Here is a 23,523-nt window from a genome sequence, read left to right on the forward strand (position 1 = left end):
GGCCGAAGCCTGGGGGCGGGGCGCGAGCCTCGACGTCGAGGCCGAAGTCCTGCGCCTCGCCGAGGGCGCGGCGGAGGCCGGCATCGACGGAGTGGTGTGTGGCGGCAGCGAGGCCGGCGCGGTTTCCCGGCGCTTCGGCGACCGTTTGTCGATCCTCGTACCTGGGGTCCGAGCCGCCGGGGAAGGTTCGCAGGACCAGGCGCGTGTCGTCACGCCGAGAGAGGCCGCGACCGCTGGAGCGCGGTATGTCGTGGTCGGGAGGATGGTGACTGGAGCCCCCGACCGTCGGCAAGCAATGCGGGCCGTCGCCCTCGAGCTGGGCTCAGGCGTCGCCTGAGACACGGCGATCCGGAGCGGCTGGACACGGTGGGGTGCCCCGGTTGCGTCCGGCTCCGCGTTCTTCCCCTTGATCGAAGTTACGGTCCTATTTACTGTTAAGGTCTGTCCCGAAACGTCTATCTCGACGCACAAGGCGTGCGTCGTTTTTTGGAGCGTCCGTGAAAGTTCGCACCAGCGTGAAGCCGATCTGCGAGCACTGCAAAGTCGTCAAGCGAAACGGCGTGACTCGCATCATCTGCAAGCGCAACCCCAAGCATAAGCAGCGTCAGGGCTAATCATGGCTCGTATTGCTGGCGTCGATCTCCCTCGCGACAAAAAGGTCGAGATCGGTCTCACGTACATCTACGGCATCGGCCGCAAGAACGCCGCCGAGATCATCAAGAAGAGCGGCGTCGATGCGGCACTGCGCGTGCGCGATCTCACCGACGCGGACGTGAACAAGATCCGCGGCGCGATCGAACGCGAGTACAAGGTCGAAGGTGCGCTCCGCACCGAAGTCGCGATGAACATCAAGCGGTTGATGGACATTGGTTCGTACCGCGGCATCCGGCACCGCAAGGGTCTGCCGGTCCGCGGTCAGCGCACGCACACGAACGCGCGCACGAAGAAGGGTCCGCGCCGCGCGATCGCCGGCAAAAAGAAAGTCACCAAGTAATCCCGACACACAGAGACATCCTTTCGTATGGCGACAGGGAAGAAGGCAAAGCGGGTGGTGGAGGCTGAAGGCATCGCGCACGTGAGCGCGACCTTCAACAACACCACCATCACGATCACGGATTCGCACGGGAACGCGGTGTCGTGGGGCTCGTCGGGCAAGGCGGGCTTCAAGGGCTCCAAGAAGAGCACACCGTTCGCGGCGACGGTCGCGGCCGAGCAGTGCGCGCGCGAGGCGTTGACCGCCGGCGTGAAGCGTGTGCACGTCCGCGTGCAGGGTCCGGGCTCCGGACGCGAATCGGCGATCCAGGCGCTCGCGACCGCGGGCCTCCAGGTGAAGTCGATCAAGGACGTGACGCCGATCCCGCACAACGGCTGCCGTCCCCCGAAGCGACGGAGAGTCTGAGCCATGGGTCGCTACACGGGGTCCAGCTGCAAGCAGTGCCGCCGGGAAGGCACGAAGCTCTTCCTGAAGGGCAGCAAGTGCTACACGGAGAAGTGCCCGGTCGAGCGTCGTCCGTACGCGCCTGGCCAGCACGGCCAGAGCACGGCGCGCCGCCGCAAATCGTCGGAGTACTCGAAGCAGCTCCGCGAAAAGCAAAAGATCAAGCGAATCTACGGGCTCAGCGAGCAGCAGTTCCGCAACACGTTCGAGAAGGTCACGACGCTGCCCGGGATCACGGGCCACAACCTTCTCGCGGCACTCGAGAGCCGTCTGGATAACATGATCTACCGCATGGGTTTCGCCGCGAGCCGTAAAGGAGCGCGTCAACTCATTCGGCACCGCCATGTCGAAGTCAACGGCAGGACGGTGGACATTCCCAGCTTTGCCGTGGCGCCCGGACAAGAGGTGCGCATTCGGCAGAAGTCGCGCGAGATCGTGCCTGTCCTTCAGTCGATGGAGCAGTCGTCGCGCGCACCGTCGCTGTCGTGGCTCGCCGTCGATCGCGACACGTTCAGTGGCCGGATGTTGGAGCGCCCACAGCGCCCGAGCATCCCCATCGCGGCGCAGGAGCAACTGGTCGTCGAGCTCTACTCGAAGTAGACCGGACGAGCGCCGCAAGCAGTACCGCAGTACCGAAGCACGGTCGGGACCCTTACTCCCCCTCGAGTCTGCCGCGCGTAAGGGGCGGGGCAGAGCGATGCCGGGCAACCGGCAAGACCACAGGAATGTCATCACATGCCTAACACGATTGATCTCCGCGGGCTCGTTCGCCCGCAGCTCGTTGAGTCCACCAAGCGCGACGACAACCCGAACGTCGCTGAATTCCGTCTCCAGCCGCTGGAGCGCGGGTTCGGCCACACGCTCGGCAACTCGATGCGTCGCATGCTTCTCTCATCGCTCCGCGGCTCTGCCGTCTGGGCGTTCCGCATCGACGGCGTCGTGCATGAGCACCAGACCATCCCGGGTGTCGTCGAGGACGTCCACCAGATCATCGCCAACCTCAAGTCGTTGACGCTGATCCTGGCCGACGACGTCGAAGAAGTCGTCCTCCACATCACGCGGACCGAGGCCGGCCCGGTCACCGCGGGCGACATCAGTGCCTCGGGCGGCGCGCGCATCATCGAACCCGGGCACCACCTGTTCACGCTCCAGGACGACCGCGACCTCAACGTCGACCTGTACGTCAACAAAGGACGCGGCTACATCGAGGCCGACCAGCACCCGGTCGACCGCGGCCTTCCCGTCGATCTCGTTCGCATCGACTCGATCTACAATCCGGTCCGCCGCGCCAACTTCACCGTCGCCGAAACGCGCGTCGGGCAGCGCACGGACTACGATCGCCTCGTCCTCACCGTCGAGACCAACGGCACGATCTCGCCGGAAGAGGCGGTCAGCTACGCCGCCGCGCTGGCGCAAACGCACTTCCAGTACTTCGCGGACTTCGGCACGCACGCGCTCGCCCCGATCGGCTTCGACGGCGATTCGGCGTCGGGCGACGGTGCGCGGCTCGGCAGCCTGCTCCGTACCGCGATCGACGACCTCGAGCTGTCGGTCCGCTCGGTGAACTCGCTCAAGAATTCGAACATCCGGACGCTCGGCGACCTGGTTCGCCAGACCGAGAGCCAGATCCTGCAGGTCAAGAATTTTGGAAAGAAGTCGCTCCAGGAGATCGCCGATCTGCTCGAGCGCGAGAGCCTGAATTTCGGGATGCGGTTCGAGGAAGGCGGTGACGGCAGCGTTCGCGTGCTCGATCAGGGCACGCCGCCGAGCCGGGCCGCCGCCGCCGCGCCTGACGACATGGAGGAGTAAGAGCAATGCGGCATCGCAAAGCGGGGCGGCAGCTTCGCCGAACCAGCGAACAGAAGCTCGCGCTTCTGCGAAACCTCGCGTCGTCGCTCATCGAGCACGGCGCCATCGAGACGACCGAGGCGAAGGCCAAAGAGCTCCGCCCGTTCGTCGAGAAGCTCATCACCAAGGCGCGGTCGGGCACCCTGCACGACCGTCGCCTCGCGGTCCGCCACATTCACAAGCGCGAAACCGCCGACAAGCTGTTCCAGGAAGTCGGTCCGGCGTTCGCCAAGCGAAAGGGCGGCTACACCCGAATTCTCAAGACCGGTCACCGGAAGGGCGACGGCGCTGAGATGGCGCGCATCGAGCTCGTCCCCGCCGCGAAGGAGAGCTAACCCAATGGCCATTCAACGCCACAAGTGCTACACCTGCGGCAAGGGCGTCGCGTTCGGGAACAACGTATCCCACGCGAACAACAAGACGCGCCGCACGTGGAAGCCGAACCTGCAGGTCGTCCGTACGATGGTGGACGGGAAGATTCAGAAGGTGAAGGTCTGCACACGTTGCATCGCCGCCGGCAAGATCAAGCGGGCGCCACGCGGGCAGGCGGTCGCCTAACCCGATGCACCGCCGCGACGACACTCGACGCAAGGAAAGGGGAGCTTTCGAAGCTCCCCTTTTTTTCGATATTGATCGCGGCTGGCGGGTGGGTCCCCTCTCGTCGCACCGGTTCCAGTTTTCCGCACACCGCACCTCGCACTCGTCCCATTAGGCCAATGCCTACCGCACTGATTACCGGGGTCACCGGGCAGGACGGCTCGTACCTCGCCGAGTTTCTGCTCGCGAAGGGGTATCGTGTGGTCGGCGTCGTTCGCCGGAGCTCGACGACGCCGTACGAGCGGATCGGACACCTGGTAGACAAGCTCGAGCTAGTGTCGGCTGACCTCCTCGATCAGACGTCGCTCACCGACGTCGTCGCCGAGCACCATCCGGACGAGATCTACAACCTCGCGGCGCAGTCTTTCGTGCAGACGTCGTGGTCGCAGCCTGTGCTGACGGGCGAGTTCACCGCGCTCGGTGTGACGCGAATGCTCGAGGCGATGAAGAAAGCCGCGCCGACCGCGCGCTTCTACCAGGCCAGTTCCAGCGAGATGTTCGGGAAGGTCGTCGAGTCGCCCCAGCGCGAGACGACGCCGTTCTATCCGCGCAGCCCGTACGGCGTCGCCAAGGTGTACGGGCATTGGATCACCGTGAACTACCGCGAGAGCTTCGGTCTCTACGCCGTGTCCGGAATTCTCTTCAACCACGAGAGCCCGCGGCGCGGCCTGGAGTTCGTGACGCGCAAAGTCACCGACGGAGCCGCGCGCATCAAGCTCGGACTCACGAAAGAGCTGCGCCTCGGCAATCTCGATTCGCGGCGCGACTGGGGGTTCGCCGGCGACTACGTGGACGCCATGTGGCGCATGCTGCAGCAGGACGATCCCGACGACTACGTGATCGGCACCGGCCACACGTGCTCCGTGCGCGACCTTTGCGACGCCGCGTTCGGCGCCGTTGGGCTGGACTACAGGAAGTACGTCGTTCAGGATCCGCGATTCATTCGCCCAGCTGAAGTGGACCTGCTGGTCGCCGATGCGTCGAAGGCGGCGCGACAGTTGGATTGGTCGCCCAAGGTGACGTTCAACGAGCTCGTGCGGATGATGGTGGAGGCGGATCTCAAGCGATACGAGGTGCGCCGTTAGATGCGCGCATTGCTGACCGGCGGAGCCGGCTTCGTCGGTCAATGGCTCGCGCGGTCACTCATGCAGCGTGGTGACGACGTCGATCTGGCGGGGATGGGCGCCTCGTTCGAGGGACCGGCGATTCTCACGGCGGAAGAGCGGCGTGCGGCGCGTTGGTTCGCCGCCGACGTTCGAGACGGCGCGGCGCTGGACGCCGCGATCGAGGCAAGCAGGCCCGACGTCGTGTTTCACCTTGCCGGCGTGAGCTTTCCCCCCGACGCCGACCGATCGCCGACGGCCACGCTCGACGTCAACGTGCTCGGCGCGGTGCGCCTGCTCTCGTCCGTCGTTCGCCGTCGCGCAGCCGGCGCTCTGGATCCCCTGATCCTGATCGTCGGCAGCGGTGTTCAGTACGGCCGTCACGACGACTCCGAGATGCCGCTCGACGAGTCGGCCGAACAGCGGCCGGTCAGCACGTACGGCGCATCGAAGGCAGCTCAAGAGACGATCGCTCTCCAGATTTTCCGCGAGACCGGCGTGCGCGTCGTCTGCGTCCGGAGCTTCAATCACTCCGGCATCGGACACGGCGGCCAGTACTTGCTCCCGTCGCTCGTCGCCCGCGCCCGCGGCGTCGGCGCGGGCGCTGCGCCGGCCGTCGCGTTGGGCAACGACGTCGTGCGCGATTACGTGCACGTCGACGACGTCGTGACCGCGTACCTGTTGCTCGCCGAGCGTGGGCGACCGGGCGAGTCGTACAACGTGGCGAGCGGGCGCGGCGTGAGCGCGCGGCAACTCGCGACCGACGTCTTGCACCGAGCGGGCGTGCGCGCCGACATTTCGACGGACGCGGCGCTCGTGCGCCCAACCGACATCCCGACGCTCATCGGATCGCCCGCGAAGCTGTCGCGCGAGACCGGCTGGGCGCCCCGCAAGACGCACCTCGACATCATCGACGACTTGCTTCGCTCCTCCGGCCCAGGCCCGGTTACCGCACATGCCGCGCAGAACTGACCTGCACCGAATTCTCGTGATCGGCTCCGGGCCGATCATCATCGGGCAAGCCGCCGAATTCGACTATTCGGGTACGCAGGCGACCAAGGCGCTCAAGGAAGAGGGCTACGAGGTCATCCTGATCAACTCCAACCCGGCCACGATCATGACCGATCCCGAGTTCGCGGATCGGACGTACATCGAGCCGGTGACGCCGGAGTTCGTCGAGCTGATCATCGAGAGGGAGCGGCCGGACGCGATCCTGCCGACGATGGGCGGGCAGACGGCGCTCAACGTTTCGATGGCGTTGGCGCAATCCGGCGTGCTGGAGAAATACAATGTCGAACTGATTGGCGCGACGGCCGAAGCGATCGCGATCGCCGAAGACCGGAAGCTCTTCTCCGAGGCCATGCACCGCATCGGCCTCGCCGTCGCGGCGGGCGGCATCGCCGAGAGCTACGACGAGGCGGAGAAGATTGTCGAGAAGACCGGCTTCCCGGCCATCATTCGTCCGTCGTTCACGCTCGGCGGGACGGGCGGCGGCATCGCGTACAACTGGGACGAGTTCGAGCAGATCGTGCGCAACGGTCTCGATCTCTCGCCGACGCACCAGGTGCTCGTCGAGCGCAGCGTGATCGGGTGGAAGGAATTCGAGCTCGAGGTGATGCGCGACCACGAGGACAACGTGGTCATCGTCTGCTCGATCGAGAACCTCGATCCGATGGGCGTGCACACGGGCGACTCGATCACGGTCGCGCCGGCGATGACGCTCACGGACCGCGAGTATCAGGTGATGCGCGACGCGGCAGTCGCGATCATTCGTGAGGTCGGGGTCGACGCGGGCGGCTGCAACATTCAGTTCGCCGTGAACCCGCGCGACGGCGAGATGCTCGTCATCGAGATGAATCCGCGGGTCTCTCGCTCCTCGGCGCTGGCGTCGAAGGCGACGGGATTCCCGATCGCCCGCATCGGCGCCAAACTCGCGGTGGGCTACCGTCTCGACGAGATCCCGAACGACATCACGAAGACGACGCCGGCGTCGTTCGAGCCCGTGCTCGACTACGTCGTGGTGAAGATTCCGCGCTTCGCATTCGAGAAATTCCCGTCGGCGAGCCCGTATCTCACGACGCAGATGAAGTCCGTCGGCGAGGCGATGGCGATCGGGCGCACGTTCAAGGAGGCGTTTCAGAAGGGGCTGCGCGCCCTCGAAACGGGACGCCCGGGCTGGGCGACTGCCGCGAGGCCGCAGGACGACCGCTTGCCCGACGACACCGTCGAGGCGCTCCGCGGCGCGCTTCGCCAACCGACGCCGGAACGAATCTTCCAAGTCAAGCGCGCCTTCGAGCGCGGTCTGACCGTCGACGACGTCTACGAGCTCACGGCGATCGATCCGTGGTTCCTGCACCAATTGTCCGAGCTGATCGACGCCGAGCGCGCGTATGCGTCGCTGGTCGAGGTCACCGAAACCGACATGCGACGCATGAAACGCATGGGCTTCTCGGACCGTCAACTCGCGACGCTGCGCGACGAGACCGAGCGCGAAGCGCGAGAGCGTAGATGGGCGCACGGAGTGCGCCCCGCATATAAGATGGTCGACACGTGCGCCGGCGAGTTTCCGTCCGCGACGCCGTATCTCTACAGCTCGTACGACGAGGAGACCGAAGCGCCCCGATCCGGACGACGCTCGGTCGTGATCCTCGGCAGCGGTCCAAATCGGATCGGGCAGGGCGTCGAGTTCGACTACTGCTGCGTGCGAGCGGTGATCGCGCTGCGGCAGCGCGGGTTCGAGACGATCATGATCAACTCGAACCCCGAGACCGTCTCCACCGACTTCGACACCTCGGACAAGCTCTATTTCGAGCCGCTCACGCTCGAGGACGTGCTGGAGATCGTCGCTCGCGAACAGCCCGAGGGTGTCGTCGTACAACTCGGCGGACAGACGCCGCTCAAGCTGACACGCGACCTCGAGGCGGCCGGTGTGCCGATTCTCGGAACGTCGCCCGACGCGATCGACATCGCCGAGGATCGGCGGCGGTTCGAGAAGATCGCGCGCGAGCTGGGACTCGAGCAACCGGCGAACGGCACGGCGACGAGCGTCGAAGAGGCGCTCGCCGCGGCCGAGTCGATCGGGTATCCCGTGTTGGTTCGGCCGTCGTACGTGCTCGGCGGGCGCGCGATGCAGATCGTCTATGACGCGTCGTCGCTCCAGGAGTACTTCGTAAAGGCGGCGCGCGTGTCGGAGGAACGTCCGGTGCTGATCGACCGGTTTCTCGAGGACGCCTTCGAGTGCGACGTCGACGCGATCTCCGACGGCACGCGCGTCGTGATCGGCGGCATCATGCAGCACATCGAAGACGCCGGGATCCACTCCGGCGACTCGGCGTGCGTGCTGCCGCCGTACCTGGTCGGCGAGACCGACCTGCAGGCGATGCGCGAGCAGACGGTCGCGCTGGCTCAAGCGCTCGGCGTCGTTGGCTTGATCAACGTGCAGTACGCGATCAAGAACCGCGTCGTGTACGTGCTCGAGGTGAATCCGCGAGCGAGCCGCACGATTCCGTTCGTGTCGAAGGCGATCGGCGTTCCATTGGCGTCGCTGGCCGCGCGCGTCATGCTGGGCGAGACGCTCGACGACATCGGGTTCACCGAGGAGATCGTGCCGCCCTACGTTTCGGTGAAAGAGGCCGTGTTCCCGTTCAACAAGTTCGCCGGCACGGATCCCATTCTCGGCCCCGAGATGCGATCCACGGGCGAGGTGATGGGCATCTCCGACTCGTTCGGGTCGGCCTTCGCGAAGTCTCAGCTGGCGGCGTCGAACGGGTTGCCGCTCGAGGGCGTGGTCCTGATCACCGTGATCGACTCCGACAAGCCCACCGTCACGCCGATCGCGCGCCGGTTCCACGAGATGGGCTTCGAGATCATGGCCACCGCGGGGACGGCGGCGTACTTGCGTGCCCGGGGAATCCCGGCGCAGCGCGTGTTCAAGGTCCACGAAGGGCGCCCAAACTGTCTGGACATGATTGTGAATCGAGACGTGCAGTTGCTCGTCAATACCCCTATGGGAAAGCACGCGCAGCTGGACGACTATTTGCTGCGGCAGGCGGCGATCGTGAACCGGGTGTCGTACACAACGACGATGTCCGCCGCGAACGCGGCGTCCGATGCGATCCTGTCGCTTCGGTCGCGACGGCCGCGCGTGCAGTCGCTCCAGGAATGGCAGGCGTCGCTGCCTGACGCGCCGACCACGCCGGGCGTCGCGACGGGAGTGAGCGCGTGACCGATGGGCGGGAGGGCGTGTTCATCCACGAGTCGGCGTACGTGGACGAGGGAGCGGTGGTCGGCGCCGGCACCAAGATCTGGCACTTCTGTCACGTCATGCCCGGTGCCGTGATCGGCGAGCGCTGCAGCCTCGGCCAGAACGTCGTCGTGATGAACGGGACGAAGATGGGACGGAACTGCAAGATCCAAAACAACGTGTCGATCTACGAGGGCGTGGAGCTCGAGGACGACGTGTTCTGCGGCCCGTCGATGGTGTTCACGAATGTGATGAATCCGCGGAGTCACGTTCCGCGGCGCAACGAATATCGCCGGACACTCGTGCGACGGGGCGCGTCGATCGGCGCGAACGCCACGATCGTCTGTGGCGTCACGCTGGGCGAATACGCGTTCGTCGGCGCGGGCGCCGTCGTGACGAAAGACGTACAGCCGTACGCGCTCATGGCCGGAGTCCCGGCGCGGCGCATCGGCTGGATGTGTCAATGCGGAGAGCGCTTGTCCGACCGCGGCGAAGGACGCTGCGCGGCGTGCGGCACGACGTACGAGAGGGCCGGCGACGGAATCCGCGAGATAGCCCGAGGAACACCGGTAGGGGCAGGGGAGAACAGACAATGAGCGGAGACGACCTGTCCAACCGATCGTTCCGCGTCGCGCTGGTCGGCTGCGGGCGAATCAGCAAGACGCACTTCGAGGCGCTGAAGAAGGTCGAGGGGCTCCCGGTGACCGCGGTGTGCGACATCGACGCGACTCGCGCGCAAAGCGCCGGCGAGGCGTTGGGGGTGCCGTGGTACCGCACGCTCGACGAGATGCTCAAGACGTCCGGTCCCGAGATCGACATCGTGTCGATCTGCACGCCGTCCGGTTTGCACGCGGCGCAGGGCGCGGTGGTCGCGCGCGCGGGCAAGCACGTCGTGAGCGAGAAGCCAATGGCGTTGTCGCTCGCGCAGGCGGACAGCCTCATGCGCGCGTGCGAGGCGGCGGGCGTGCAGTTGTTCGTCATCAAACAGAATCGCCTCAACCCTCCGGTCCAGCTCCTCAAGCGCGCGATCGACAAGGAGCGGTTCGGACGGATCTATCTCGCGAACGTGACGGTGCGCTGGCAGCGGCCGCAGGAGTACTACGACGCCGAGCCGTGGCGCGGTACCTGGGAATTCGACGGCGGCGCGATCATGAACCAGGCGTCCCACTACGTGGACCTGATTCAGTGGCTCGTCGGCCCGGTCGAGAGCGTGATGGCGAAGACCGCGACGCAGGCGCGGCGCATCGAAGCCGAAGACTCCGGCGTCGCCATCCTCAAGTTCCGCTCGGGAGCGCTGGGCGTCATCGAAGTGAACGTCCTCACCTACCCGAAGAACCTCGAAGGATCGATCACTATCCTCGGGGAGCGAGGGTCGGTGAAGATCGGCGGAACCGCGGTGAACAAGATCGTCCATTGGGACTTCGCCGATGCCGATCCGGACGACGCGTTGGTCGAGTCGGCGAACACGAATCCGCCGAACGTGTACGGATTCGGCCACGAAGGGTACTACCGCAATGTGCTCGCGGTGCTGCGCGGCGAAGCACGGCCGGAGACCGACGGGCGGGCGGGGCGCAAATCGCTCGAGTTGATCCTGGGGATCTACGAATCCGACCGCATGATGCGCGAGGTGCTGATCCCCCGGCGCGACGAGAGCTCGGGGGGGGGCATTCGTTGACTCGCGTCTTCGGCCCCGTGATCCTTCAAGTCTGTCCCTGATACACTCGAACATTTCACGATGGAAGTCATGCCGGTTCCTTTGCTGGATTTGCGGGCGCAGCACGAGACGATTCGCGCGGAGATCGCACAGGCCATCGCGGGCATCGTCGAATCGCAGCTCTTCATTCTGGGTTCGCCCGTCGAGCGGCTGGAGCGCGAGGTCGCCGCACTGTCGCATACGAAGTACGCCGTCGGTTGCGCGAGCGGCACCGACGCGCTTTTGCTGGCCTTGCGCGCGCTGGACGTAGGTCCCGGCGACGAGGTCGTCACGACGCCGTTCACGTTCTTCGCCACCGCGGGCACGATCCACAACGTCGGCGGCCGAGCCGTGTTCGTGGACATCGATCCCGACACCTTCAACATGCTGCCGGAAGCCGCGGCGGCCGCGCGGACCTCGCGCACGAAAGCGGTCGTACCCGTCGACCTGTTCGGTCAGATGGCGCCGATCGAGCGCGTGATGACGGCGATGCGCGGCGTGCCGGTGATCGAGGACGCGGCGCAGACGATCGGCGCCCGCCGCTCGATCGACGGCGAATGGCGCATGGCCGGTGAAGTCGCCACGATCGGCACGTTCAGCTTCTTCCCGTCGAAGAACCTCGGCGCCTTCGGCGACGGCGGGATGATGGTGACGCAGGACGAAGCGATCGCCACGCGCCTCAAGCGTCTGCGCATGCACGGCGGCGCGAAGATGTATTTCCACGACGAGGTCGGTTTCAATAGCCGTCTCGACGCGCTGCAAGCCGCCATTCTGAGCGCCAAGCTGCCGCACCTCGAGGCGTGGAGCGACAAGCGGCGGAGCAACGCCGCGTATTACGATGAAGCGCTCCGAGGCGTCGACGGCGTCGTCACGCCGGTCGTCGATCCGGCCAACGAGTCGATCTTCAACCAGTACACGATTCGCGCCGACCGCCGGGACGCGCTTCAGAGCTTTCTCAAGGACCGCGGCATCGGCAACGCGATCTACTATCCGCTGCCGCTGCACCTGCAGCCGTGCTTCGAGTACCTCGGCTACAAAAAGGGCGCATGCCCTGAATCCGAGCGCGCGGCGAACGAGGTGCTGTCGCTCCCGATCTACCCCGAGCTGACGCGCGCGCAGCTAGACGAGGTCGTCTCCACGATCCGAGCGTTCTATGGCCGCTGAGCGGACCACGAAGGACACGGTGCTCGCCAAGATCCAGGACCGCAGCGCCGTCGTCGGCGTGATCGGCTTGGGATACGTCGGGCTGCCGCTGGCCGTCGAATTCGCCAAGGCCGGCTTCCGCGTGATCGGCTACGACGTCAGCGAACGAGTCGTCGGCCTTCTCACGCGCGGCGAATCGCACATCCAGGACGTCGCCGCCGCGGACGTCGCCGCGCTCGTGAAGAGCGGCAAGTTCCAAGCGACGACCGACGAGGCCCGCCTCGGCGAATCGGACGCGATTTCGATCGCCGTCCCGACGCCGTTGAGCAAGACGCGCGATCCCGACATGAGCTACGTGATTTCGGCCGCCGAAGCGGCCACGCGGCAGGCTCGCAAGGGAACGCTCGTCGTGCTCGAGAGCACGACCTATCCGGGCACGACGCGCGAGATCCTCATGCCGGCGCTCGAGGCCAGAGGGTTCGTCGTCGGCAAGGACGTCTTCGTCGCGTTCAGTCCCGAGCGCGTGGATCCGGGAAATCCCGTCTATCAGACGAAGAATACGCCGAAAGTCGTCGGCGGCATCACGCCGAACTGTACCGAATTGGCGATGGCGCTCTATACGAGCTGCATCGATCGCACGGTGCGCGTGTCGTCGCCGGAGGCCGCGGAGCTTACCAAGCTCCTCGAGAACACGTTCCGCTCGGTGAACATCGGCCTCGTGAACGAGATGGCGATCGTCTGCGACAAGCTGGGCGTGGACGTGTGGGAGGTCATCGAGGCCGCGGCCACGAAGCCTTTCGGGTTCATGAAATTCACGCCGGGGCCGGGGATCGGCGGGCACTGCATTCCGCTCGACCCGCACTACCTCGCCTGGAAGATGCGCACGCTGAACTACAAGACGCGCTTCATCGACCTGGCGAGCGAGATCAACAGCCAGATGCCGGCGTTCGTCGTCGAGAAGGTGTCGCAGGCGCTCAACGTCGACCGCAAGCCGGTCAACGGCAGCCGCGTGCTGGTGCTCGGCGTCGCGTACAAGCGCGACATCGACGACGTTCGCGAGAGTCCGGCGCTCGACGTGATCCGCTTGCTCGAAGAGCACGGTGCCACCGTCGAGTTTCACGACCCGCACATCGACAGCGTCCGCGAGGACGGCCACGTTCGCAAAGGCGTTCCGTTGACGAAGGACCGGCTGGCGGCCGCCGACGCCGTCGTCATCGTGACCGACCACCGGGACGTCGACTACCAGATGGTCATGGACAACGCGTCGCTGATCGTCGATTCGCGCAACGTCACGGCGAATCTCAACTCGTCGAAGGCCCGCGTGGTTTCGCTTTCGGCGCGCTCCAACGGGACCGACCACTGAGGACGGGCTGACATGAATATCGCGGTGGTCGGCACGGGGTACGTCGGTCTCGTCGTCGGCGCTTGCCTCGCCGAAACCGGCAATCAGGTCACGGGTGCCGACGTCGACGAGGCCAAGATCGACGGGCTCCTCAAGAACGTCTTGCCGATCTACGAGCCGGGGCTCGACCACCTCGTCGCGCGCAATCAGTCGGCGCGGCGATTGGCGTTCACGACCGATGTGGCCTCGGCGATCGCCGGCGCCGAAGTCGTGTTCATCGCCGTGGGCACGCCGCCCGACGAGGACGGATCCGCCGACCTGCGATACGTGCTCAACGTCGCCGAGACGATCGGCAGGAGCATGGCGCGCGAAACCGTGGTCGTCACGAAATCCACGGTGCCCGTCGGAACGGCGGCGAAGGTTTCCGACGCCGTCGGCCGACACGCCCGTTTTCCGTTTCACGTCGTCAGCAATCCCGAGTTCCTCAAGGAAGGCGCGGCCGTCGACGACTTCATGAAGCCGGACCGCGTCGTGCTCGGCGCGGAAACGGATCACGCGCGCAGCGTGATGGCCGAATTGTACGCGCCGTTCGTGCGTACCGGGCGGCCGATCATCTTCATGGACCTGCCGTCGGCGGAGATGACGAAGTACGCCGCGAACGCGATGCTCGCAACGCGCATCTCGTTCATGAACGACATCGCCGAGCTCTGCGAGCGCGTCGGGGCAAACGTCGACGTGGTGCGAAAGGGCATCGGCAGCGACGAGCGGATCGGATCGGCCTTCCTGTTCCCGGGTCCGGGGTACGGCGGCTCGTGCTTCCCCAAGGACGTGAAGGCGCTCGTGAAGACCGCCCGCGACCAGGCGACGTGCCTGCGCATTCTCGAGGCGGTCGAGGCCGTGAACCAGGACCAGAAGCACCGCATGTTCGAGAAGCTGACGACGGCGCTCGGCGGCGACGTCTCGGGCGCGCGCATCGCCGTATGGGGACTGGCCTTCAAGCCGAACACCGACGACATGCGCGAGGCGCCGGCACTCACGCTGATCGAAGAGCTTCTCGCCGCCGGAGCGACGGTCGCCGCCCACGACCCCGTCGCGATGGACGAAGCCGCGCGCCGGCTCGGCTCGCGCGTCGAGTTCGCGACGTCGGGCTATCAGGCGGCGACGGGCGCCGACGCGCTCGCCGTCGTGACCGATTGGAACGAGTACCGCCATCCGGATTTCGCCCGCATCAAGCAGGTGCTGAAGCAGCCGATCATCGTCGACGGGCGAAACCTGTATCCGCTCCACCGCATGACGGAACTCGGCTTCAAGTACTACTCGATCGGGCGCCGGGCGATCGCGTGAATCGCCTCGGCGCCGCGCGAACGCCATGACCGCGCGGACGATTCTCGTTACGGGCGGCGCGGGTCACGTGGGCTCGCACGTGGTCGAGTTGCTCGTCGGCGATCCGGAGAATCGGATCATTTCGCTCGACAACTACTCGACGGGCCGCCGGGAGAACCACGTCGTCGGCGCCGAGTATCGCGAGGGGCACACGAAGGAGATCGCGCGTGTGGTGCCCGAGACACCGGACGTCGTCTATCATCTCGGCGAGTACGCGCGCATCGCGCCGAGCTTCGACGACGTCGCGACGGTCTACGACTACAACATCGTCGGCACGTTCGCGGTCGCGGAGTTTTGTCGGCAGCGAGGTGTGGGCAAGCTCGTCTACTCGGCCTCGAGCACCAAGTTCGCCATCGAGGGCGACGGGCGGCATCAGAACCCGTATTCGTTCACGAAGGCCACCAACGTCGACCTCATCAACGACTATGGTCGATGGTTCGACCTCGACTACGCCATTTGCTATTTCTACAACGCGTTCGGCCCGCGTGAAGTCGGCACCGGCCGATACGCGACGCTGATCGCGAAATTCCAGGAGCTTCACCGAGCGGGAAAGCCGCTCGAGGTCGTTGCGCCTGGAACCCAGCGCCGAGCGTTCACCTTCGTGCGCGACCTGGCGCGAGGCATCGTCATGGTCGGCGAGCAGGGACACGGCGACGGTTACGCGCTGAGGGCGGCCAATTCGTACAGTGTCCTCGACATCGCCAAGGCCTTCGGCGGACCGATCACCATGGTCGAGGGGTACCCAGGCCGCCACGACGTCACCGATGACCCGACGCGGGCGCGCGACGAGCTTGGCTGGGAGGCGACCGTGGACGTCATGGAGTGGATCCGGGAGTTCACGGGCGGCCGCCAAGCAGCTCGCAGCGTGTAGGGCCCGGTGCACGCCCGCACGGGGCTTGCCGGTTATCTTTGACGGTTCGCGTAAGTTCGCGTCCGAACCGATGCCACATTCCCGGGGTACGATCCGGATATGCACCGATTCCCTCGCAGACTCGTCGCGGCGCTGGTCGTATTGGGCGGCGTCGTGGCGTGCCGGCCGGAATTTCAACTCAAGAACTTCACGAGCAACGAGGCGCTCTACACCGCCTCGTTGAATGCGTACAATCGGCATCATTGGGACGACGCAGTCGCCGGCTTCGAGAAGCTGACGACGGATCTGCCGCCCCGCGATACGCTGTTGCCCCGGTCGTACTGGTATCTCGCGTCGGCGCACGATCACATGGACGAGCACCTGCTCGCCGCGCAGAGCTACGACCGTCTCGTCCAGACGTTTCCGGAAGACTCGCTGGCCGACGACGCCGCCCTGGAAACCGCGCGCTCGTACCGCCGAATGTGGCGGAAGCCTCAGCTCGACCCGACGTATGGTGAGACGGCGTTGGCGTCATACAACACGCTCATCGGGCTCTACCCGTCCTCTCCGCTCGTGACGGTCGCGCAAAAGGAGATCGCCGAGCTCGAGAATTGGTTCGCGATCAAGGACTATGATGCCGGGATGTACTACATCCGCCGCAAAGACCCGTACTCGGCGATCATCTACCTCAAGGACATCCTCACGAAGTTCGCGAACACGCCGAAGGCCTACGACGCCGCGCTTCGCTTGGTGGAAGTGTACAAGGACGTGAAATACAAGGACGACGCGAGCGACATGTGCACCCAGGTGCGGCAGCGGTATCCGAAAGACCAACGCGCCCTGGACATATGCAAAGGAATTCCGGACACGCCCGCGGCGAGGGCCGATTCGGGGCAGACAGCGGCCGTGAAGCCCCCGCCACCATCGGCGCCAACTGGGCGCTGACCGGTGCGGATCGGACTCCTTGGGGGGAGTTTCGATCCCCCGCACAACGGCCATCTGCTGGCCGCCGGCGATGTCTACGACGCTCTCTCGCTCGACCGCTTGGTGTTCATTCCCGCGGCGTCTCAGCCTCTCAAGGCCGGGCTCACCGAGGCGAGCGCGGCGCAACGTTTGGCCATGACGCGCCGACTCGTTGAGGGGGACCCGCGCTTCGAGGTCGATTCGATCGAGATCGATCGCGGCGGGTTATCTTACACGGTTGACACGCTGGCGGCCCTGGGCGGACGGTGGCCCGGAGCGGAGTTGTTCTGGCTCGTCGGGGCCGACGTCACGCACTCGTTCGCCAAGTGGCGAGCGCCGGAGCGTGTCGCGGCGCTCGCGACGATCGTCGTGATGGTCCGGGCTGGGGACGCGGCCAATCTGACGGCGATCCCGGGGGGGGGCGCGTTGAAGTCGCTGGAAACGCGGCGGATCGACATCTCGTCCACCGAGGTGCGACGTCGCGTGCGGGAAGGAAAGTCGATTCGAGGGTTCGTGCCGGACGCGGTCGCCGCGTACATCGCGGCCGAGCGTCTGTACCAATAGAGGAACATGCTCAAGTCAGTCATCGGCGCCGTCTTCGGAACGCGGCATGAACGCGAACGCAGGAAGATCCAGCCGGTCGTTGACGAGATCAACGCCGAGTACGCTCGGCTGCACGATGTTTCCGAAGACGAACTGCGCGGCCAGACGGAGAAACTGCGCACCATCATCCGCGGCCGGACTCACGAGCTCGAGACCAGGGTCGCCGAGCTGCGCGAGGCAAAACGTGTCGCGGCCGATCCGGTCGAGCGCGAACGCATCGACGCGGAGCTGAGCGGGAGCGACGGACGCGGCGGCGCCGAAGGCAAGCTGCGCGAGGAGATCGCGGAAATTCTCGACGAGATTCTGCCCGAGGCGTTCGCGACCGTTCGCGAGGGCGCGCGCCGCCTCCTCGGCTCGAGCGTCGTCGTCACCGGCCACGAGATGACGTGGGACATGGTGCACTACGACGTGCAGCTCATGGGTGGCATTCAGCTGCACTTCGGGAAGATCGCGGAAATGGCCACCGGCGAAGGCAAGACGCTGGTGGCCACGCTCCCGCTGTATCTCAACGCGCTTCCGGGTAAGGGAGCGCACCTGGTCACGGTCAACTCGTACCTCGCCCGCCGCGACTCGCAGTGGATGGGGCACCTGTACAAGTACCTCGGACTGACCGTCGGCTGCTTGGACGACACCGAACCGGGAACGCCGGACCGCCGCGGCGCGTACGCGGCCGACATCACGTACGGCACGAACAACGAGTTCGGCTTCGACTATCTGCGCGACAACATGGTCGTGTCGCTGGAGCAGCGCGTCCAGCGGGCTCACGTCTACGCGATCGTCGACGAAGTGGACTCGGTGCTGATCGACGAGGCGCGCACGCCGCTCATCATCTCGGGCCCCGTGGGCAACGAGAACGACGCGATGTACTTCCAGCACAACTCGGCCGTCGCGCGGCTTTTCCGCCGACAGACCGAGTTGGTCAACGCGTTGGTCGGCGAAGCGGAGCGCGACATGTCGAAGGGCGACACCGCGTCGGCTGCGCTTCGCCTCTACAAGGCGCAGCTCGGAAGCCCGAAGAACAAGCGGCTGATGAAGCAGATGCAGGAGCCGGGGAACAAGCAGCTCGTGCAGAAGCAGGAGCTGGATCACATCGCGGATCGGCGGTTGCCGTCCTCCAAGCAGCAATACCGCGACATCGAGAACGACCTGCTGTTCGTTCTCGACGAGAAAGGCCAGTCGGTGCACCTCACCGACGAAGGCGTGGCCTTCATGTCGCCGAGCGAGCAGGAGGCGTTTGTCCTTCCAGACCTCGCGCTGGAGATCGGGCGTCTCGACCACGACCACTCGATGTCGCCCGAGGAACGGATCGAGGAGCGTAGCAAGGTTGAGCTGGCGTACGCGCAAACGGCCGAACGGCTGAACATCGTCCACCAGCTGCTGAAGGCGCACGCGTTGTTCGAGCGCGACGTGAACTACGTCGTGCAGGACGGCGAGGTGCTGATCGTCGACGAATTCACCGGCCGCACGATGCCGGGCCGGCGTTGGTCGGAGGGACTCCACCAGGCCGTCGAAGCGAAGGAAGGCGTGACCGTGAAGGGCGAGACGCAGACGCTCGCCACGATCACGATCCAGAACTACTTCCGCATGTACGACAAGCTGGCCGGCATGACCGGCACGGCCGAGACGGAAGAGACGGAGTTCTTCCAGATCTACAAGCTCGAGGTCGCGGTCATCCCGACCAACAAGCCGATGGTCCGCGACGACCGCCACGACCTCGTCTACAAGACGCGCCGCGAGAAGTACAACGCGATCGTCGAGGAGACGCGGCGGCTCTACGATCTCGGATTCCCGGTGTTGATCGGTACGACGAGCGTCGAGGCGTCCGAGACGCTGTCGAAGCTCTTCAGCCGCGCGGGGCTCGTGCACAACGTCCTCAACGCGAAGTACCACCAGCGCGAGGCGGAGATCGTCGCGCTCGCCGGGCAGCCGGCCGCGGTCACGATCGCGACGAACATGGCCGGCCGCGGAACCGACATCAAACTCGGTGCGGGCGTCACTCAGTCGAAGCCGTCGAAGGTCAAGGATCCCGAAGGCAAGGAGATCGACATCGTCGAAGACGGCGGTCTCCACATCATCGGATCGGAGCGACACGAGTCGCGCCGAATCGATCGCCAGCTTCGCGGGCGTTCGGGACGTCAGGGCGATCCCGGCGCGTCGCAGTTCTTCTTGTCGCTCGAAGACGACTTGATGCGTCTCTTCGGGTCCGAGCGCATCGCCGCGCTCATGGACCGCATGGGCGCGCAGGAGGGCGAGGTCCTCACGCACCCGCTCATCACGCGGTCGATCGAAGGCGCGCAGAAACGCGTCGAGCTCCAGCATTTTCAGTCGCGCAAACGACTGCTCGACTACGACGACGTGATGAACCAGCAGCGCGAGGTGATCTACTCGCTGCGCACGTTCGCGTTGGAGGGTGGGGAAGAGCTGAAGGGCGAAGCCCTCAAGATGATCGAGAAGGCGATCACCTTCCGCGTCGAAACGAATCTCGAGGAGTTCCAGGAAGGCGAGCAGTGGGATTTCGACCTGCTCCGCCAGGATCTCCTGATGCACTACCTGTTGCAGGTGCCGGAGTTCGAGAAGCACGATCTCCGCCCGACCGACCAGACGGGCGCGATCAACGCGTCGGTCGAGGCGTCGCGCAAAGCATTCCACGCGAAGCTTGCGAGCCTCGACACGGTCCGCGACGAGTTCGGAACGCCGTACGGCGACCGGCTACTCTCGCTCGTGATGCTCAACGTGCTGGACGAGAAGTGGAAGGACCATCTCTACGATCTCGACCAACTGCGCAACACGATCACGTACCGCAGCTGGGGTCAGAAGGACCCGCTCATCGAGTACAAGCAGGAAGCGTACACGATGTTCGTGGACCTCATGAACGACATTTACAACACGTTCGCCGACCGTTTCCTCAAGGTGCAGATCGTGTTCGAGGCGCCGCCGCCGCCGCCGCCGGCTGCGAGCGGTGGGGGGCCGGGCGGTCCGGCGGGCGGCGGTCCGACGCGCCCGACGAAGCGCTACAACGCGCTCGGCATCCTCGAGGACGTGCCGTTGGACGACGGCACGCAGCCGGCGACCAACGGGACGAACGTGGCGCTGGACAACGGTCCGGCCGAAGAGCCTTCCGAAAAGCCGGTCGCGGCCCGCAAGGATCCGGTCATCGTCGGCGCCGGCAGGACCCGTTCGCTTTCGGGGGCCACGCCACAAGGCGGCGGCAGCGGCGACTGGACGAACGTCGGGCGCAACGATCCGTGTCCCTGCGGCTCCGGCAAGAAATACAAGAAGTGCCATGGAGCGCACGTGTGAGGGGTCGCCGCACCCGGTTGATTCGATTCGAGCCGATTTGGTGAGGCTTTCGCCAGCCTAACCGTACAGTTTGGCGGTTCACAAACTGCGACGGTTTCGGAATGCCTGGCCAGGATCCCGAGAAATCATTAAGTATTCGAGAGTTGCCCCGATCGGAGCGGCCTCGAGAGCGGCTCATCGATCTCGGAGCGCAAGCGCTCAGCAGTGCCGAGTTGCTCGCGATTCTGATGGGGTCGGGCGGCGTAGGCCGGACGGCGGTGCAGTTGGGACACGCCATCCTCGCCGACGCCGGAGGAGCGCTGCGCCGCATTGCTCGCCAGCCGGTTGCCGCGCTCACGACGATTCCAGGGGTGGGAATGGCTCGTGCGGTGACGATCCACGCGTCGTTGGAGCTCGGGCGACGCATGGCTCTCGAAGGTCGGCAGGACGGCGCGCCGGTCCGCTCACCGCGCGATGTCGTGGAGTATTTCGCGCCGCGCATGGAGGATTTGCCCGTGGAGGAGTTCCACGTCGCCGTGTTGGACGCGCAGCATCGCCTCGAGCGTGACATCACCGTCACGCGCGGGCTGCTGTCGTCGTCGCTCGTCCACCCCCGCGAAGTTTTTCGCGAGGCGATCGCCGAGCGCGCCGCGGCCGTGATTCTCGTCCACAACCACCCCAGCGGCGATCCGGTTCCGTCCGCCGACGACCGTTCGATCACCGAGCAGCTCGTCGCCGCGGGGCGCCTCCTCGACATTCCGGTCCACGATCACGTCATCATCGGGCGCGGCCGCTACACGAGCTTCGCCGAGGCGGGTCTCCTGTGACGGCCGCGAGCGCGACGCTCCGAGAGCTGATGCCGGGTTGGCGCGAGGACCAGCTGCCACTCCACGACAAGCTCGATCGCGACCTGCTCGTCCGCGCATACCGATTCAGCGAAGAGGCGCACCGCGGCCAGCGGCGCAACTCGGGCGAGCCGTACATCACGCACTCGGTCGAGGTCGCGAAGATCCTCGCCGAGCTGCAGCTGGATTCGGTGACGGTCGCCGCCGGTTTGCTGCACGACGTCGTCGAAGACACGAAGCTCACGATCGCCGACGTCCAGAAGGAATTCGGCCGGCCGATCGCCGAGATCGTCGACGGTCTCACGAAGATCGCCAAGCTGCCGACGGGCGGATCGACGCAGGAACGTCAGGTCGAGAGCTACCGGAAGCTGCTGCTCTCGATCGCCAAGGACGCGCGCGTCATCATCGTGAAGCTCGCCGACCGGCTGCACAACATGCGGACGCTCGAGTATCTCCCGCCGGAGAAGCGCGTGCGCATCGCGCAGGAGACGCGCGACCTGTACGCGCCGCTCGCCCACCGCTTCGGTATGGCGAAGCTCCGCTGGGAGCTCGAGGATCTCGCCTTCAAGCACATCGAGACCGATGAGTACAAGGCGCTCGCGAAGAAGGTCGCGCAGAAGCGCGGCGAGCGCGAAGCGCTGATCAAGCAGATGGCCGACCCGCTCATCGCCCGCCTCACGCAATCGGGCATCAAGGACGTCGAGGTCACCGGACGGCCGAAGCACCTCTGGTCGATCTACAAAAAGATGAAGCAGCGCGAGAAGCCGTACGAGGAGATCTACGATCTCCTGGCGATCCGCTTGCTGGTGAATTCCGTGCCCGACTGCTACCACGCGCTCGGCGTGATCCACGACGGGTGGACGCCGGTGCAGGAGCGCATCAAGGACTACATCGCGCAGCCGAAGTCGAACGGCTACCAGTCGCTGCACACGACGGTGTTCGGACCCGGAAAGCAGCTTTACGAAGTGCAGATCCGAACGCGCGACATGCACCGCACGGCGGATTACGGCATCGCGGCGCACTGGCGCTACAAGGAGGACGCGAAGAGCGACGAGCTCGATCGGCATCTCTCCTGGTTCCGGCAGGTGCTCGAGCTGCAGATGGACGCCAAGACGCCGGACGAGTTTCTCGAGTTCCTGAAGCTGGACCTTTACCAGGACGAGATTTTCGTCTTCACGCCGACCGGCGACGTCATCCAGCTTCCGAAGGGCGCGACCCCGCTCGACTTCGCGTTCGCCGTGCACACCGAGATCGGTCTCCACTGCGCGGGCGCCAAGGTCAATGGTCGCATCGCGCCGCTGTCCCGGCCGCTCCGCAACTCGGAAACGGTCGAGATCATCACGTCCAACACCGCGCGTCCGACGCGCGACTGGCTCGCGCACGTTCGGACGGGGCGCGCGCGCCACAAGATCCGCCAGGTCCTCAAGCGCGAAGCGCAGTCGTCGGCCGAGAAGCTCGGCCAGGACATGCTCGATCGAGAGATCAAGCGCCGCCGCCTCGCGCGCTTGGACGACGACCAAATGCTCGTCGCCGCCAAGGCGCTCGGCTTGACCGACGCGACGCACTTGCTGGCGTCGATCGGGCAGGGCGACGTCAACGTCACGCTGGCCCTCAAGCATCTGTATCCCGACGCGCACGAGGTCGAGCCGCCCAAGCAGAGCGTCTTCGAGCGGTTCGTGGACCGGGTGCGCGGCTCGAAGGGCGTACGCATTCAGGGCCAGGACGGCCTCATGGTGCGCTACGCACAGTGCTGCCAGCCCGTCCCCGGCGATCTGGTCGTCGGCTACGTGACTCGCGGTCGCGGAGTGAGCATCCATCGGGCGGACTGTCCCAACCTGTTGATCCTCGCCCATGAGCCCGAGCGACGTCTCGAGATCGATTGGCAGGAGGCGCAGGGTGAGCGCTTCGGGATTCGCTTGGCGCTCGAGGGGAACGATCGCCGCGGGCTCTACGCCGACATCGCCGCCGCCGTGAGCTCCACGGGCACCGACATCAAGAGCATGGACCTGCGCAGCACCGACGGCCGCCTGACCGGATCGCTCCTGGTCGAGGTCGAGAACCTCGCCCATCTCGAGAAGATCATCCGTGCGGCGCGCCGGGTGAAAGGCGTCACCGAGGTCGCCCGCCGCGAGCGAGTGGTCGCCGAGTAGCCGTAGAGCGGGGTCTGATACGGGAAACGCCGGATCGTCGTCC

Annotated in this window: 22 protein-coding genes; all 22 read left to right on the top strand. The window is 65.8% G+C overall.

The features are described from left to right. A partial coding sequence (locus tag VGQ44_21200) for an orotidine 5'-phosphate decarboxylase / HUMPS family protein (GenBank protein HEV8449355.1) occupies positions 1-337 on the top strand: 337 nt, incomplete at its 5' end. Positions 338-497: 160 nt separating this feature from the next. Beyond that, complete coding sequence (gene rpmJ / locus VGQ44_21205; protein ID HEV8449356.1) at positions 498-614, top strand: 50S ribosomal protein L36; 117 nt, start codon at positions 498-500, stop codon at positions 612-614. A 2-nt stretch (positions 615-616) separates the two neighbouring features. Then, positions 617-994, top strand: coding sequence for a 30S ribosomal protein S13 (gene rpsM, locus VGQ44_21210; GenBank protein ID HEV8449357.1), 378 nt, complete (start codon positions 617-619; stop codon positions 992-994). A gap of 27 nt (positions 995-1,021) precedes the next feature. Beyond that, positions 1,022-1,399, top strand: coding sequence for a 30S ribosomal protein S11 (rpsK, locus tag VGQ44_21215; protein ID HEV8449358.1), 378 nt, complete (start codon positions 1,022-1,024; stop codon positions 1,397-1,399). Between the two features lie 3 nt (positions 1,400-1,402). After that, the gene (gene rpsD, locus VGQ44_21220) at positions 1,403-2,038 is read left to right on the top strand and encodes a 30S ribosomal protein S4 (GenBank protein ID HEV8449359.1); all 636 of its coding nucleotides are present in this window, start codon (positions 1,403-1,405) and stop codon (positions 2,036-2,038) included. Positions 2,039-2,173: 135 nt separating this feature from the next. Beyond that, a complete protein-coding gene (locus tag VGQ44_21225; GenBank protein ID HEV8449360.1) occupies positions 2,174-3,247 on the top strand; it encodes a DNA-directed RNA polymerase subunit alpha in 1,074 nt (357 codons plus the stop codon). 5 nt (positions 3,248-3,252) lie between these two features. Beyond that, positions 3,253-3,621, top strand: coding sequence for a 50S ribosomal protein L17 (gene rplQ, locus VGQ44_21230; protein ID HEV8449361.1), 369 nt, complete (start codon positions 3,253-3,255; stop codon positions 3,619-3,621). A gap of 4 nt (positions 3,622-3,625) precedes the next feature. Beyond that, positions 3,626-3,844 (top strand): 50S ribosomal protein L28, encoded by a 219-nt coding sequence (rpmB, locus tag VGQ44_21235; protein ID HEV8449362.1) that lies wholly within the window; start codon positions 3,626-3,628, stop codon positions 3,842-3,844. Between the two features lie 158 nt (positions 3,845-4,002). Further along, entirely contained in the window at positions 4,003-4,968 is a 966-nt protein-coding gene (gene gmd / locus VGQ44_21240; GenBank protein HEV8449363.1) for a GDP-mannose 4,6-dehydratase, read from the top strand. Continuing rightward, positions 4,969-5,958 carry a GDP-mannose 4,6-dehydratase gene (locus VGQ44_21245; GenBank protein ID HEV8449364.1) on the top strand — a complete coding sequence of 330 codons (990 nt, stop codon included), beginning with the start codon at positions 4,969-4,971 and terminating at the stop codon, positions 5,956-5,958. It abuts the gene before it with no gap. After that, positions 5,942-9,211 (top strand): carbamoyl-phosphate synthase large subunit, encoded by a 3,270-nt coding sequence (carB, locus tag VGQ44_21250; GenBank protein HEV8449365.1) that lies wholly within the window; start codon positions 5,942-5,944, stop codon positions 9,209-9,211. The genes VGQ44_21245 and carB overlap by 17 nt, the downstream gene beginning before the upstream one ends. Continuing rightward, positions 9,208-9,825 carry a DapH/DapD/GlmU-related protein gene (locus VGQ44_21255; protein ID HEV8449366.1) on the top strand — a complete coding sequence of 206 codons (618 nt, stop codon included), beginning with the start codon at positions 9,208-9,210 and terminating at the stop codon, positions 9,823-9,825. The genes carB and VGQ44_21255 overlap by 4 nt, the downstream gene beginning before the upstream one ends. Beyond that, positions 9,822-10,904: a Gfo/Idh/MocA family oxidoreductase gene (locus tag VGQ44_21260; protein HEV8449367.1), complete on the top strand. Its 1,083-nt coding sequence runs from the start codon at positions 9,822-9,824 to the stop codon at positions 10,902-10,904. The genes VGQ44_21255 and VGQ44_21260 overlap by 4 nt, the downstream gene beginning before the upstream one ends. A 69-nt stretch (positions 10,905-10,973) precedes the next feature. Continuing rightward, positions 10,974-12,086 carry a DegT/DnrJ/EryC1/StrS family aminotransferase gene (locus tag VGQ44_21265; GenBank protein HEV8449368.1) on the top strand — a complete coding sequence of 371 codons (1,113 nt, stop codon included), beginning with the start codon at positions 10,974-10,976 and terminating at the stop codon, positions 12,084-12,086. After that, complete coding sequence (locus VGQ44_21270; protein HEV8449369.1) at positions 12,076-13,428, top strand: nucleotide sugar dehydrogenase; 1,353 nt, start codon at positions 12,076-12,078, stop codon at positions 13,426-13,428. Before VGQ44_21265 ends, VGQ44_21270 begins: the two co-directional genes overlap by 11 nt. A gap of 12 nt (positions 13,429-13,440) precedes the next feature. After that, complete coding sequence (locus tag VGQ44_21275; protein ID HEV8449370.1) at positions 13,441-14,751, top strand: UDP-glucose/GDP-mannose dehydrogenase family protein; 1,311 nt, start codon at positions 13,441-13,443, stop codon at positions 14,749-14,751. A gap of 25 nt (positions 14,752-14,776) precedes the next feature. Next, complete coding sequence (locus VGQ44_21280; GenBank protein ID HEV8449371.1) at positions 14,777-15,661, top strand: NAD-dependent epimerase/dehydratase family protein; 885 nt, start codon at positions 14,777-14,779, stop codon at positions 15,659-15,661. A gap of 99 nt (positions 15,662-15,760) precedes the next feature. Further along, entirely contained in the window at positions 15,761-16,585 is an 825-nt protein-coding gene (bamD, locus tag VGQ44_21285; protein ID HEV8449372.1) for an outer membrane protein assembly factor BamD, read from the top strand. Positions 16,586-16,588: 3 nt separating this feature from the next. Continuing rightward, positions 16,589-17,167 carry a nicotinate-nucleotide adenylyltransferase gene (nadD, locus tag VGQ44_21290; protein ID HEV8449373.1) on the top strand — a complete coding sequence of 193 codons (579 nt, stop codon included), beginning with the start codon at positions 16,589-16,591 and terminating at the stop codon, positions 17,165-17,167. Between the two features lie 6 nt (positions 17,168-17,173). Beyond that, positions 17,174-20,506: a preprotein translocase subunit SecA gene (gene secA, locus VGQ44_21295; GenBank protein HEV8449374.1), complete on the top strand. Its 3,333-nt coding sequence runs from the start codon at positions 17,174-17,176 to the stop codon at positions 20,504-20,506. A 143-nt stretch (positions 20,507-20,649) separates the two neighbouring features. Next, positions 20,650-21,312, top strand: a complete 663-nt coding sequence (gene radC / locus VGQ44_21300; GenBank protein ID HEV8449375.1) for a DNA repair protein RadC — start codon at positions 20,650-20,652, stop codon at positions 21,310-21,312. Next, positions 21,309-23,480 carry a bifunctional (p)ppGpp synthetase/guanosine-3',5'-bis(diphosphate) 3'-pyrophosphohydrolase gene (locus tag VGQ44_21305; GenBank protein HEV8449376.1) on the top strand — a complete coding sequence of 724 codons (2,172 nt, stop codon included), beginning with the start codon at positions 21,309-21,311 and terminating at the stop codon, positions 23,478-23,480. Before radC ends, VGQ44_21305 begins: the two co-directional genes overlap by 4 nt. Positions 23,481-23,523 lie beyond the last annotated feature (43 nt).

The organism is Gemmatimonadaceae bacterium, assembly GCA_036003045.1.
Taxonomy (GTDB): domain Bacteria; phylum Gemmatimonadota; class Gemmatimonadetes; order Gemmatimonadales; family Gemmatimonadaceae; genus JAQBQB01.